Consider the following 14,221-nt stretch of genomic DNA (forward strand, 5'->3'; position numbering starts at 1 on the left):
CCGGCAGGATTTCGATCGGTTCCGCGCGGAACCGGGGACAAGCAGCCGAAGCTGCCGCCCGCTCCCATGCGGAAACGAAGGTTACAATTTCAGATTATACAGGCTCGAGTACTTTTGTTCCAAATAATCCGCCAGATAATCGGGGTTCAATTCTTCGCCGGTCACCTCGAAAATGATTTCGGACGGTTTTTTCGATTTGCCGAAACGGTAAATCTTCTCCGTCAGCCATTCCTTGATCGGCAGCAGATTGCCCTGCTCGATCAATTCGTCGAAATTGTCCATCTCTTGACGCAACGTATGCATGATCTGCGCCGCATACATATTGCCGAGCGAATAGGAAGCGAAGTAACCGAACGCGCCGCCCGACCAGTGGACATCCTGCAGCACGCCCTGCGAATGGTTCGGCGGCGTAATGCCCAGATAGCTTTCGTATTTCGCATTCCAGACTTCCGGCAGTTTTTTGACATCGAGCTCTTCATTGAAAAGCATCTTCTCGATCTCGTAGCGGATAATGATATGCAGATTGTAAGTCAGTTCGTCCGCTTCGATCCGGATCAGCGAGTTCTCTACCCGGTTGGCGGCAAAATGGAACTGCTCCGGGGTCACGCCGATCAATTGATCCGGAAACTGCTTTTGCAGTTCGCCGAAATACTGCTGCCAGAACGGCAGGCTGCGCCCGACCATATTCTCCCAAAAACGCGACTGCGACTCGTGGATCCCCATCGATGTGCCCTGGGCAAGCGGCGTACCGGTCAGTTTCGGATTGATATTCTGTTCATACAGCGCATGGCCGCCTTCGTGCAGCGAACTGAACGCCGCGCTCAATACGTCGTGTTCGTGGTAATGGGTCGTGATACGAACGTCGCCCGGGTTAAGCCCCGTCGCGAAGGGATGTACGGTTTCGTCCAGGCGTCCGGCCTCGAAGTCATAACCCATTTCCTTGAGAATGAAATGACTGAACGCTTTTTGGCCTTCTTTCGGATACGTGGCATCCAGGAACGGCAGCTCCGGACGGATATCCGAAGCCGCGATCGCTTCCGCCAACGGCACCAAGCGCTGCTTCAGCCGATCGAACACCGCATCCAGACGTTCGACCGTCATATCCGGTTCGTACATGTCGAGCAGGGTGTCGTACGGCGTGTCTTTCGCACCCCAGTACCCGATAAATTTACGCAGCGTCGCTACGATTTCCGTCAGGAAAGGCTCGAACGAATCAAAATCGCCGCTGTCTTTGGCACCTTCCCATTTCGTTTCCGACTTGGAGGTAAGAATGGTGTAGGCCGTAAATTCGCTTTCCGGAATCTTGCGATTCTGATCGTAACTTTTCTTGACCGTCTCTACGAGCCGGCGATCCACATCGTCAAGCTGCGCCAAATGCTCTTCCTGCGTAAACAGATCGAGATATGTACCCATTTCGTCCGACGTTTCCAGCTTGAAAGCTTCGGTCGACAGCAGGCCGATCGTTTCCGCCCGCGTTTCCGCGCCTTTGCTTGGAGCTCCCGTACGAAGATCCCAATACATCAGGGCAACGGCTTCGTTGTAACTTCCGATTTTGGCCACTAATTTGCGAAATCCGTTCCATTGTTCCTGCAGCTGTTCATTCATTCGGATCGTTCACCTCGTTTATTTAATCGTCCCATAAATAGGGTAAATATCAGGGCTTCCCTATTGATCATACTTTTTGAAGAACACAGAATCAATATGGCCGAATACTTTTCGGGCCGCTCCTTTTTGCACCGAAACACGCTTTTGAAACGCTTACGCGATTTTTGCCAAAATTCGGGCTTGAATTCGGGACGTTTCTTTATGTAAAATTCGTGATAACGCCCGAGGGCGAAAAAGGAGGCGCGGACTTTGAATCAGATTACGGAAATTTTGGACCACAACAAAGCATTCGTCGAAAACAAAGATTACGAGGCATTTATCAGCGGCAAATTCCCGGAGAAAAAAGTCGTCGTGCTGACCTGTATGGACACCCGGCTGACCGAGCTTCTCCCCCGTGCCATGAACATGCGCAACGGAGACGCCAAGATCCTCAAGACGGCAGGCGCCGTGATTTCTTCGCCGTACGGCAGTATCATGCGCAGCATCCTCGTCGCCCTGTACGAACTGCAGGCGGAAGAAGTGATCGTAGTCGGTCATCACGAATGCGGAATGGCTTCGCTTAACGCCGATCATATCATGGGTCAAATGCTTGACCGCGGCGTGTCGCAGGAAGTGCTCGATACGCTCGAACACTCCGGCGTCCGGCTCGGCCAATGGTTCAAAGGCGTGGAGAACGAGACGGAAGGCGTGATGCACAGCGTCAACATGATCTCCAACCATCCGCTTATGCCGGCAGGCATTCCGGTGCACGGCATGCTGATCGATCCCCGAACCGGACTGCTCGAACTGATCGCGGACGGTTACGAAAAAATCAAAAAAGCGGACGGAAGCGGTCAGCCGACGGCTTGATGCCGCAAAGCCGACCTTCGGCGCTGCGGATGGAATCCCTTATACAACTCGGCGCGTTTTCTTCGGAAAACGCGCTTTTTGTCATGAGCAGGATCCTCGCTTTCGTCCAAACGGAGCGTTCTTGTCGGTTGCCTCGGCCTCTTTTAATGTTGTACACTTGTGTGGAGGAATACGTTCGTCCCTTGGCGGGGCGCCTTGAATACAGAAAACGGGTGATTTTATGAATATACTTTCTTACGGCCTGCTTGCGCTGGTCTCGCGCACGGAAGCGTCGGGCTATGATTTGATGCTCAAGATCCAGCCTTTCTGGCAGGCGAAGCACAGCCAGATTTATCCGCTGCTCGGCAGTATGGAAGAACAGGGCCTGCTCAGCGCAAAATGGATTCAGCAGGCGGACAAACCGGACAAAAAGCTGTATTCCATTACGCCCGAGGGCACCCTCAAGCTGCACGAGTGGCTGTCGGAGCCGACGGCACCTCCGGTTATGCGCGACGAATTCAATCTGAAGTGTTTCTGCATCCACTTGGCCGAACCTTCAGAGGTACGCCGCATGTTCGCGGAACGCCGGAAATACCATATCGATCGGATGAAATACTACAAAGATATCCAGGTAGCCATTCCGGCCGAACACCGCCATCCCGGCCATATCGGATTCGAAGATTACATTCTGCTGCAAAAAGCCATTATGCGTACCCAGGCCAGCGTCGACTGGATCGATTGGGTCGAGCAGGAGTACGGGCAGTGGACTGCGCCGGTTTGATGGCACAGCCGATTGCCGCGTATTAATCGTTAACAATCGAAACAGTCTTACCTTTCCCCCGTATAAGATCAAGCAAAGGCAAAGAGTCTTTACTCTGCCTTTTCGCTAACGATCTTATTAGGGGGAATTTTGTTTATGATGAAGCGATCCAAGAAAATATTCTCCGTAATCTTGTCTTTCCTGATCTTGTTCGCCGCTTCCGCGGTTGTGCCGGAACAAGCCGATGCACGCCGCGGCGGCTCCGGTCCGCGGACGTACGCGGGTACGCCGAACAAATCGCAAAATATCGACAGCATCCGTTCGGGCATGCGTTCGAACTCCAATCCTTCTTCCCGCAGCGGCTATGCGCGCACCCATACAAATAACCGCGGGATTTTGGGCGGAACCTTTTTCCGGGGCTTGTTCTTCGGCGGGATCGCCGGTCTGCTGTTCGGCAGCCTTTTCGTCCATATGGGCGTATTCGGCGGACTGCTCGGTCTTCTTGTCAACGTGCTTGTCTTCTATATGCTGTTTGCCGTGATTCGTACCGTCTACCTCGCTATCCGGGATAATCGCCGCCGTTCGCGCGAACGGAATAGACGCCGCTGAGCCGATTCGCGGAATACGTCAATCTGACGCGGATCCGGGAAGCCCAGCGCCTGCTGCGGGAGACCCGGCACAGCGTGACGTTGGTCTCCGAACTTGCGGGCTTCGACAACTTCTCGCATTTCGGCAAAATGTTCAAACGCCTGTCGGGCGTCTCGCCGCGCGAATATCGGAATATGGAGCGGACAGCGGGCAGAACCGACTGACGACCTGCCGCTTTCTCTGCGTATCCCCGAACACTATTTTGAGGACATAAGGCCGGCTTGGTCCTCCGTTCTACCTATTCACCCGCAGCGTGATGATCTCGTACGGTTTGAACAGCTGCCGTCTCTGCGCGCCCAGGCTCTGCGTCTCGCCTTCGATCGAGCGTTCCAGCAGATCGCATACCTGCCATGAAGAAACGGGATAATCGCTGCAAATATTGACCTGGACCCGGCGTCCCATGTATTCGTGCAGCCGCACGATAAATCCGCCGCCGTCTTCGGCAAGCTTGATCGCATCGATCGCGATTCCCGCCGTATCCGTCCGGATGAGCGAGCGGCCTGCTCCGGCGGTATACGCTCCGCGGACCGCTCTCGGCGGGTCGTTCAGCGACCATGCTTCTTCCGCCGTTCGGCCTTCCGCCCAGTCGCCGGCATGCGGCAGCAGCGCATAGGTGAATACATGTTCACCCTGATCGGCGCTCCAGTCCGGATCGGTCGCAGACTTGATCAAGGTCAGCCGGATCGTGTGGTCTTTGATATCGTAGCCGTATTTGCAGTCGTTCAGCAGGCTCACGCCGTAATCCCGCTCCGACAAATCCGCCCATTGATGGCCGACACTCTCAAAGCGCGCGTAGTCCCAACTCGTATTCCAGTGCGTCGGCCGTTTGACGTTGCCGAACTGGATATCGTAAGTCGCTTCGGTCGCACGGATCGCAGCCGGGAAGGACACCTTGAGCAGTTGATGCTGTTCCCTCCAGTCCACCGTCGTCTCGAAATCGATCTGCCGCCGGCTCGCGTAGACCTTCATGTCCTGGGTGACGGAAGAATCCATATAACGCCAGGTCGTGCGCAGCACGGCTGCAAGCGGCCCGGTGCGGATCCACTCCATCGAGATTACATCCGTGATTTCGCGCTTTTTTTCCACGTAGTCCAGATCGATGTTCCAGGCGTCGTATTCCAGCGGTTTGTCTTCGAACACCTGCAGCACATTGCCGCATTCGCCCTCGAACAGCACTTCGCGCTGCGCTTCCCGGTCGAAGATCCGGCTGAGCTGCCCCGCTTCGTTCCATTCCAGCACATAGAAAGGCGTCGTCAACCGTCCTTCTTCCCGGGCGAAAGGATCTTCTTGCCCGGCTTGATCCGCAGCAGGCGAAGCGTAAATCACCGTGCTGCCCATCGGCGGCAGCGACGGCACTTCGACGAGCCATTCGCCGCCTTCCATACGCTGGGCGCGCAGACTGCGGCCCTGTGCATCCGTCCAGGAGCGGTTGACGGCGTCTTCGCAGCGCACATCCACCAAGCCGGTCCGTTCGAAGAAAGCGCCGCTGAATACAGTATAAGCCGTTTCTCCGGAAGACGGATCGGAAGCGGTCTCCTGGAGTTCGCCGGAGGCCGCAGTCGCGGAATCCTGCGTCAGCTGCCGCGCCGCAAGCTCCACCAGAGTTCCGCCGATCTGCTCCGCCTGTTCGTATTCGACGCGCGAATCTTCGTACACTTCCCGGATCGCCGATCCCGGAATGATATCGTGGAACTGGTTGCGCAGCAGGATTTGCCAGCCTTCCAGCAGCTCCGCCGCCGGATAGCTCCCGAGATCGCCACTCTCCGCCGCCAGCAGCACATGCAGCCATTCGGCTTCCCGGTAGGTCATTTCCAGCTTCCGGTTCATCCGCTTGTTGTGCGCCTGACTCGTATATGTCCCCCGATGCGTCTCCAGATACAGTTCGCCGTCCCACGTATGCACGTATTCGCCGGTGGTCCGGATCGTCTCGTTCAAGCGCTCGAAATAGTCGTCCGCGCGGCCCGGCTTGACGCTCGGAATACCCGGCAGCGTATCGAGGCGCCGGCGCATTTCCAGCATGTCGCGGTTGACGCCGCCTCCTCCGTCGCCGTAGCCGTAAGCCAGCAGCAGTTCGGTATTGAGGTTTTTGTCCCGATACAGATCCCAGATCCCCTGCACGGAAAAAGCTTCGATCACCCCGTTGTACGTAATGCCCTGGGACAAAGGTTTGGCGCGCGTCGTGATAAAATGGGTCAGCACTTCGCTGCCGTCGATCCCCCGCCAGTAGAACGTATCGTGCGGCATCTTGTTGTAGCGGTTCCAGCCGAGCTTGGTCGTCATGAACGTCTCGATTCCGGATTTGCGCAGAATCTGCGGCAGCGCCCAGCTGTAACCGAACACGTCGGGCAGCCACAGATGCTTGCACTCCACGCCGAATTCATCCCGGAAAAACTGTGTGCCGTACAGAATCTGACGTACCAGCGACTCGCCGCTCGTCAGATTGCAGTCGGCTTCCAGCCACATCGCGCCGCCCGCTTCCCAGCGTCCTTCGCGGACCCGGTCGGCAATTTGTTCGTACAGCTCCGGGTAATCCTGCTTCATATAGGCGTACAGCTGGGGTTGGGTTTGCAAAAAGACGTACTCCGGAAATTGGTGCATCAGACGCAGCACGGTCGAGAAAGAACGTGCCGCTTTTTCCCGGGTGTGGGTCAGGCGCCACAACCAGGCCACATCGATATGCGTATGTCCCACCGCAGTGACCGTGACCGGATGTTCCGGGCTGCGGATACCGGATAAGCGGCTCTGCAGTTCCCGGCCCGCCGCCTCTACGCTGTCATAAAAACCGGCACTCCCCGGTTTGGACCAGTCGATTGCGCCAAACGCACGGTTGAGTGCGGACAGCAGTTCCGACTTCAGCGCGTCATTCTCCGGCAGTTCCCGGTAGACGCCGAGCACGGCGCGCGCCTTGTAATACAAATCGTCCGCCGCTTCGTCGAGCCATGTCAGCCGTGCCGTACGGATCACATGCTCCTGCGGGGTAGGCAGACCGCCGCCTTCAAGCCCCGACCAGAGCCGGAACGACAGCTCAAGGGTCCGGCCCACTGTATCCGCTTCCATAAAAACTTCCAAATGATTGGAATCCACGCCCTGATACGGATGTCCGTCCACGAACAACAGCGATTCGAAGCCGCTGTTGTAGAAATCGCCCGTGCGGCCGAAATCGAACAAACCGACAATGCGGCGGCCGCTCCATTCGGCCGGAATCTCTACGCGGCGCTGCAGCCAGATATAGCGATCCCGCCCGCTCCAGCGTTCGCCGATCGCATACGTCCGCCCCTCGTCGAACGTGACCGGCGGATAAGCGCCATTGGCTCCTTCTTCATCTTCGATCCCTGCCCATTCGCCAAGTTCGATCGGCTCTCTGTAGCGGTAAGCTTCCAGCTCCTGAATGCGTGCAGCCAGTTTTTCTTCGGTTGAGAACATATCATCGCCTCCTGTATAACACGTGTTATATGACCAAGAAATGGGCGGATTCCGAAGAATACCGCCTTGAATTCCGAAGATGCCTATCAAGCCATCTGCTCTCCATTCTATCCGCCAAAGCTCCGGCCGATCTTCTGCGGACTGCGCCGCCTGATATCCGTTCCCCCCGCGTGCGCGAACGGAATCACGCGCTCTCGCCCGGCTTCAGCAGAGCGGGCAGCCGCAGCTTGGAAGGCGATCCGCTCTCGCCCTGCGCCTGCCTCAGCACGCCGGCGACCGCCGCTTCCCCCATTGCCGCATAAGGAATCTCCACGCAGCTGAGTGTCGGCACGCTCAATACGTCGCCTTGAATCGTATTGTCGGCGGCCATGACGCGCAGATCGCCGCCGACGGTCAATCCGCAGGTTCGCGCGGCGCGGTACAGGTCGGGAACCGCACTGGACCAATTCACCAGAACCGGCGGAGCCTGCTTGCGCTCGCTGCGCCGTTGGCACCAGTCGGTCCAGTCTACCCGGTCGGCCTGCTGCAGATGACGCGAGACGTCCGGCTGCAACCCGTACCTACGGCACCAGTCTTCATAGCCCTGCCTGCGCTGCCGCTCCGCTTCGTTGACTCGGCCGCCGTGTGAAGCGCTGAATACTTCCGCGTACTCCGGAGCGAAGACGGACCGGGGAGACTTTGCCCGCAAATAGTCGAGCGCCGTCTCCATACTGCCGCGGTAATCGGCATGCACGGAATGAATATTCTCCGCCTCGGCATATCCTTCCACCGATACGTAAGGCACGCCGATCGCGCAGATCCGCTCCGCCCACTCCGGATCTCGATAACTGGTATCGTCAAGCGTCACAATTCCGTCAATTCTGCGCTGATGGTAAAGTTCCAGCAGTTCGGCGCGCGCTTCGCCCGGCTTCCCCCGCCCCGGCGAGCTGAGCAGCAGATGGTAGCCCTGCGCTTCGCCCGCCCGCTGCATGCCTTCCAGCAGCCGCATAAACAGCGGATGGACCGTATCGCCGAATGCGGCAAGCGTCATGCTGCGGCCCGTCTTCATTCCGCGCGCCCGCGCGTCCACATGGTAATCCAGCTGACGAATCGCTTCCAGCACCGTCTCGCGCGTCTGCTCGCTTACGCCGATTCCCGGCGTCCCGTTCAGTACGGCCGAGACCACGCTGCGCGAGACGCCGGCCAGACGCGCCACATCCTGGCTGGTCGTTCTTTTGGAACCTGTCGATTTGGGAGTCATCACAGCACCTCGCACCCAATATAACACGTGTTATATCGGCTGTACAGACCGGAATGCGTCTCCAAAAACCGGCTTTTCGCAGTCTTCTCCGCGTTGACAACCTCCCCTGACGGCTTTATGATGAAAACGTTAACATTTATAAGGTGGGAGATCAAACCATGATTACGATCAAAGACATTGCACGGGCGGCCGGAGTCTCCCATACGACCGTTTCCCGCGCGCTGAACGGCAGTTCGCTCATCAAGCCGGGAACACGGGAGCGGATCGAGAAGATCGCTGCGGATATGAATTATATGCCCAACTACAGCGCCAAGAATCTCGTCACGCGCAAATCCAACACGATCGGATTGTTTTTCTCCAGTATCGAACAGGGGACTTCGTCCAGCTTCCTCGCGGATGCGCTCAAAGGCATCCGGCGGGAACTGGACAAAAACTACATGCTGACGGTCAGCGGCATCGACGATCCCGGCAGTCTGGGCAGCGTCAATCCCCGCCGTTACGACGGGATTCTGGTCATGAGCCAGAGCGAACTCGATAACGGATTTATCTACCATGTGCGGGCTTCCGGGATTCCTCTGGTCGTGCTCAACCGTCAGTTGGACGATCCGTCGATTCCGAATGTCGCCTCCGATGACCGGGTCGGCGGAAGAGCCGCGGCCGACCACGCCTGCGAACGGGGGCATCGGCGGATCGCCATCATCGAAGGCAAGCCGGGTTTCAAGTCTTCGTCCGAACGCCGATCGGGCTATATGGACGGATTGATCGCACACGGACTGACTCCGAATCCGGATTATTTCGTCCAGGGCGACTACAGTATCGAGAGCGGATACAGCGCGATGAACCGCCTGCTCGATCTTCCGCAGCGTCCGACCGCCGTCTTCTGCGGCAACGATGACATGGCGATCGGTGCCATGAATGCCTGCTTCGACCGCGGCGTGAGTATTCCCGGCGACATCTCGCTGATCGGCTTCGACGATATGGTGTTCGCGCGGTATACGAATCCTCCGCTGACGACTATCCGCAAATCCGTGGCGGAGATTGCCGAGGAAGGTACGAAGCTGCTGCTGCGGCATATGGAGCATCCGGATCTGAAGCCGGTGCAGCATCTGCTCGGCAGCCGGTTGATCCTGCGGCGTTCCGTCGCCGAACCGGCGGAGATCGACGGGAGCTGATTCCGTTTCAGCGCCGGATGCTCCGGTGCAGCCGGAAACGGCGCTTTTCACCCTAAAATGTTCACGTGTGCAAAATTCACTCCAAAGGAGCCAAAAAGATGACAAGTTTCCCCGGATTGTCGCGCAGCACTCGAACAGACCTGACCGTTTTCCCCGAAAAAGTAATCCAATTCGGCGGCGGGAATTTTATGCGGGCCTTCTTCAACTGGCAGATGCAGCAGATGAACGATCGCGGACTGTTCGGCGGGAGTGCGGTTCTGGTTCAGCCGATCTCGGAAGAAACGAACTCCACATTCGCCCAGCAGGATTATCTGTTCACCGTACTGCTGAACGGAATCGAACAAGGGCAGGCGGTCGATTCCGCCGAAGTCGTCTCCAGCATCAGCCGTTTGGTCAATCCTTATACGGATTATGCCGATTATCTGGCGCTTGCGAACGACCCGCGGCTGAGTCTGATCGTCTCCAACACCACCGAAGCGGGAATCGTGTATCGGCCCGAAGATCGGTACGAAGACGAGCCGCCCGCAGGCTTTCCCGGCAAACTGACCGCCCTGCTGTACCGGCGATTTTCGCTGGGCGGACCCGGTTTCACTGTGATTCCCTGCGAGCTGATCGACCGCAACGGCGAGAAACTGCTGGAAATTGTGAAGAGACATGCGGATGATTGGAGGCTCGGCGAAGACTTCAAGCAGTGGCTGGATACGGACAATACGTTCTGCTGCAGTCTGGTCGACCGGATTGTGCCGGGGTTCCCCCGCGGCCGGGAACAGGAACTGCAGCAGCGGCTCGGTTATCGGGACGATCTGGCGGTAACCGCGGAACCGTATCTGCTCTGGGTGATCGAAGGACCCGATTCTATTCGCGAACAGCTGCCTTTCGAACAAGCCGGCTTGAACGTCATCGTAACGGAAGATATGACGCCGTACCGCGAGCGCAAAGTGCATCTGCTGAACGGGCCGCATACGGCCATGGTCCCCCTGGGTCTGCTGGCCGGACTGGAAACGGTCGAAGACGTGATGAACGACGAAGCTTTCTCCGGTTATGTCCGCTCCTTGATCGAACACGAACTGATTCCGATGCTCGATCTTCCGCTGGAGCAGCTTCGCTCCTACGCGGAAGCCGTGCAGGAACGCTTCCGCAATCCTTCGATCCGGCACGAGCTGCGCTCGATCTCGCTGAACAGCGTATCGAAATTCAGATCGCGCCTGCTGCCGATTCTGCTTCGCTTCGTTCGGGAACGCCGCGAACTGCCGCCTGGCATCGTGCTCGCTTTGTCCGCCCTGCTCTACAGCTACAAGGGCGACCGGGTCGTACGCCAGGATGAAGCTTCCGTACTCGCTATTTTCGACCGTGCCCCCTCCGATCCGGCAGATTTCGTTCCGGCGATCTTGGGCGACACTTCCCTGTGGGGACTCGACTTGAACGAACTGGACGGTCTCGCTGCCGCGTTGCAGAACCAGCTGCGGGAATTGGAAATCTCAGGTCCCCGCGAACTGCTGCACCGACTCGTACAAGGAGGAACAACAACATGCGAACTTTGATGAAAATGAATGCCCGCGACAATGTGGCTGTCGCTCTTCGCCCGCTGAACGGCGGCGAGACGCTTGAAGCCGAAGGCCAGAAGCTCGAAACGCTGCGCGAAGTACCGCAGGGACACAAGATCGCGACGGCTCCGATTGCCCGAGGTGAAGTCGTCATGAAATACGGCGCGCCGATCGGCTGCGCGGTCGAAGATATCGCAGCCGGCGAATGGGTCCATCTGCATAATATCCGCACTACGCTTGCCGGCGAAGAAGAATACGACTATGTTCCGGAACTGCATCCCGCCTTCTATCCCGCCCGCGGATTGACCTTCGACGGTTACCGCCGCAGCAGCGGCAAAGTCGGCATCCGCAACGATCTGTTCCTTGTGCCTACGGTCGGATGCGTCAACGGCATCGCCGAACAGATCGTCGCGGAGTTCAAGCTTCTTCATCCCGATCTCGGCGCGTTCGACAACGTAACGGTGCTCAAGCATCCCTACGGCTGCTCGCAGCTCGGCGAAGACCACAAGATGACGCGCGATATTCTGCTTGACGCCGTGCAGCATCCGAATGCGGGCGGCGTGCTCGTATTCGGGCTTGGCTGCGAGAACAACATCGTAGCGGAATTCCGGGAGAAACTGGGCCATTTCGACGAATCGCGCGTCAAATTCCTTGTGGCCCAGGAAGTCGGCGACGAGGTTGAAGCGGGCATGCAGCTGCTCGAAGAATTGTACGAAGCTTCGCTTGGCGACAAGCGCGAACCCGTGCCGCTGAGCGAACTGAACGTCGGACTCAAATGCGGCGGTTCCGACGGATTCTCGGGCATTACGGCCAATCCGCTGCTCGGCGCTCTCTCCGACTTCCTGATCGGCCAAGGCGGCAGCACGATTCTGACCGAAGTCCCCGAAATGTTCGGTGCCGAAAAAGTGCTGATGGCCCGCGCGCAAAACGAAGAAGTGTTCCGCGATATCGTCTGGCTCATCAACGATTTCAAACAGTATTTCCTGTCGCACGGCGAGTCGGTCTACGAAAATCCGTCGCCGGGCAACAAGGCGGGCGGTATCAGCACTCTGGAAGACAAATCGCTTGGCTGTACGCAAAAAGCGGGCACTTCGGCCGTGGTCGACGTACTCAAATACGGCGAGAAACTGCGGCGCAAAGGCCTGAGCCTGCTGCAGGCACCCGGCAACGACCTCGTCGCTTCTTCGGCGCTGGCCGCAGCGGACTGCCAGCTTGTGCTGTTCACGACCGGGCGCGGCACGCCGTTCGGCAGCTTTGTCCCGACCGTGAAGATCGCCACCAACAACGAACTGTTTGCCAAAAAAGGACATTGGATGGACTTCAACGCCGGGCCCCTGCTGGAGCAGCCGATGGAAGAAGTGCTTGAAGACTTTATCTCTTATCTGATCGAAGTCGCAAGCGGCCGTCCGACGCGCAATGAGCAGAATCAGGTACGCGAGCTGGCCATTTTCAAAACGGGGGTTACACTATGAATACAAACACGAACAAACCGGGCGAAGTCCGTTCGGAGACAAACAGCGGCACGCCGCAATCGGCAGCAGGCGGTTTCCTGAACGACGATTTCCTGCTGTCCACGGACATTGCCAAAAAACTGTTCCACGATTACGCGAGCCCTATGCCGATCATCGATTATCACTGCCATCTCGATCCGAGGGAAATTTACGAAGACCGCCCGTTTGCCAACTTGACGCAGGCCTGGCTGTACGGAGACCATTACAAATGGCGGCTGATGCGGGCTAACGGAATCGACGAGCAGCGGATTACCGGCTCGGCTTCGGATTACGACCGCTTTGCCGCCTGGGCGGAGACGGTTCCGAGAACGGTCGGCAATCCGCTCTACAGCTGGACCCATCTGGAGCTGCGCCGCTTTTTCGGTATCGATACGCCGCTTAATGAGCAGAGCGCGCCCGAGATCTGGGAACGGGCCAATGCCCGGCTGCAGGAGCCGGATTTCACCAGACGCGCGCTGATCGCCCGTTCGAACGTCCGGATCGTCTGCACGACCGACGATCCCGCGGACGATCTCGAATACCATCGCCTGCTGGCGGAAGAAGAAGCCCGATTCGCCGTACTGCCGACCTTCCGTCCGGACAAAGCGCTGAATATCGACGCCGAAGGTTTCCCCGATTGGATCGCGCGGCTGGAACAGACAGGCGGACGTTCCGTTTCTTCGTTTGCGGCGCTCGCCGATCTGCTGGATGAACGGGTCGCCTTTTTCCATGAACGGGGATGCCGCCTGTCCGACCATGCGCTGGATACGCTGAAATATGCGGCCGCCGATCCGCAGACGCTGGAAACGATCTTCGCCAAGCGGCTGTCCGGCGAGTCTCTATCCGAGCACGAAGTGACCGCTTACCGCACCGAACTGCTGCTGCGCCTGATCGCCGCCTATACGAAGCAGGGCTGGACGATGCAGCTGCACCTGCACGCTTACCGCAACAACAATACGCCGATGTTCCGTAAGCTTGGCCCGGATACCGGGTATGATGCGCTGAACGATCTGCCGCTTACCGTATCCTTATCGAGCCTGCTCGACCGGGCCGAGACCGAATCGGGTCTGCCGAAGACCATTCTCTACTCGCTCAACCCCGGCGATTATCCGGCGCTGCTTGCACTGATGGGCTGCTATCAGCGGGATATTCCCGGTAAAATGCAGCTCGGTTCCGGCTGGTGGTATAACGATACGAGGGACGGCATGCGCCGGCAAATGACGCTTCTGGCCGACAACGGGCTGCTGCCGCGGTTCGTGGGCATGCTGACGGATTCGCGCAGCTTCCTCTCCTACACCCGCCACGAATACTTCCGGCGGGTCTTGTGCGAATGGTTCGGCGAACTGGCGCAGCGCGGCGAAGCGCCGGACGATCCGGAGCTGCTCGGCGGAATCGTGCAGGATATCGCTTACGGCAACGCGGCCGCTTATTTCGGATTCGGCCAGGCCTAAAAGGAATTCTTCGAAGGTTAGGATAGACTTTAACCGATCGTGAAAGAACAACAAGGAGTG

At 57.9% G+C, this 14,221-nt stretch carries 11 protein-coding genes; 8 read left to right on the forward strand and 3 right to left on the reverse strand.

Annotated elements, in window-relative coordinates:
• Positions 1 to 81: 81 nt before the first annotated feature.
• On the reverse strand, positions 82 to 1,605 hold the full coding sequence (locus tag HRQ60_RS01655; RefSeq protein WP_172193891.1) for a carboxypeptidase M32: 1,524 nt from the start codon (positions 1,603 to 1,605) through the stop codon (positions 82 to 84).
• 249 nt (positions 1,606 to 1,854) lie between these two features.
• On the opposite strand from HRQ60_RS01655, the gene HRQ60_RS01660 reads away from it, so the two are divergent.
• The 4 genes from HRQ60_RS01660 (at position 1,855) to HRQ60_RS01675 (ending at position 4,005) form a co-directional block, all read left to right on the forward strand.
• A complete protein-coding gene (locus HRQ60_RS01660; RefSeq protein ID WP_172193892.1) occupies positions 1,855 to 2,454 on the forward strand; it encodes a beta-class carbonic anhydrase in 600 nt (199 codons plus the stop codon).
• 220 nt (positions 2,455 to 2,674) lie between these two features.
• Positions 2,675 to 3,214, forward strand: a complete 540-nt coding sequence (locus HRQ60_RS01665) for a PadR family transcriptional regulator (protein ID WP_172193893.1) — start codon at positions 2,675 to 2,677, stop codon at positions 3,212 to 3,214.
• A 135-nt stretch (positions 3,215 to 3,349) separates the two neighbouring features.
• On the forward strand, positions 3,350 to 3,802 hold the full coding sequence (locus HRQ60_RS01670; protein WP_172193894.1) for a hypothetical protein: 453 nt from the start codon (positions 3,350 to 3,352) through the stop codon (positions 3,800 to 3,802).
• A complete protein-coding gene (locus tag HRQ60_RS01675) occupies positions 3,799 to 4,005 on the forward strand; it encodes a helix-turn-helix domain-containing protein (protein ID WP_343044588.1) in 207 nt (68 codons plus the stop codon). Before HRQ60_RS01670 ends, HRQ60_RS01675 begins: the two co-directional genes overlap by 4 nt.
• Before the next feature lie 70 nt (positions 4,006 to 4,075).
• Here the strand turns inward: HRQ60_RS01675 and HRQ60_RS01680 are convergent, their stop codons facing one another.
• The gene (locus tag HRQ60_RS01680) at positions 4,076 to 7,264 is read right to left on the reverse strand and encodes an alpha-mannosidase (RefSeq protein ID WP_172193895.1); all 3,189 of its coding nucleotides are present in this window, start codon (positions 7,262 to 7,264) and stop codon (positions 4,076 to 4,078) included.
• Between the two features lie 184 nt (positions 7,265 to 7,448).
• The gene (locus HRQ60_RS01685) at positions 7,449 to 8,504 is read right to left on the reverse strand and encodes a LacI family DNA-binding transcriptional regulator (RefSeq protein ID WP_172193896.1); all 1,056 of its coding nucleotides are present in this window, start codon (positions 8,502 to 8,504) and stop codon (positions 7,449 to 7,451) included.
• 158 nt (positions 8,505 to 8,662) lie between these two features.
• Between HRQ60_RS01685 and HRQ60_RS01690 the strand changes: the two genes are divergently transcribed.
• From HRQ60_RS01690 to uxaC, 4 genes are all read left to right on the forward strand, one after another.
• Complete coding sequence (locus HRQ60_RS01690; protein ID WP_172193897.1) at positions 8,663 to 9,676, forward strand: LacI family DNA-binding transcriptional regulator; 1,014 nt, start codon at positions 8,663 to 8,665, stop codon at positions 9,674 to 9,676.
• Between the two features lie 98 nt (positions 9,677 to 9,774).
• On the forward strand, positions 9,775 to 11,217 hold the full coding sequence (locus HRQ60_RS01695) for a tagaturonate reductase (protein ID WP_172193898.1): 1,443 nt from the start codon (positions 9,775 to 9,777) through the stop codon (positions 11,215 to 11,217).
• Entirely contained in the window at positions 11,205 to 12,692 is a 1,488-nt protein-coding gene (locus HRQ60_RS01700; protein WP_172193899.1) for a UxaA family hydrolase, read from the forward strand. The genes HRQ60_RS01695 and HRQ60_RS01700 overlap by 13 nt, the downstream gene beginning before the upstream one ends.
• Positions 12,689 to 14,161 (forward strand): glucuronate isomerase, encoded by a 1,473-nt coding sequence (gene uxaC / locus HRQ60_RS01705; protein WP_172193900.1) that lies wholly within the window; start codon positions 12,689 to 12,691, stop codon positions 14,159 to 14,161. Before HRQ60_RS01700 ends, uxaC begins: the two co-directional genes overlap by 4 nt.
• Positions 14,162 to 14,221: the final 60 nt, after the last annotated feature.

This window comes from Saccharibacillus qingshengii (genome assembly GCF_013185195.1).
In the GTDB taxonomy this organism is placed as follows: domain Bacteria; phylum Bacillota; class Bacilli; order Paenibacillales; family Paenibacillaceae; genus Saccharibacillus; species Saccharibacillus qingshengii.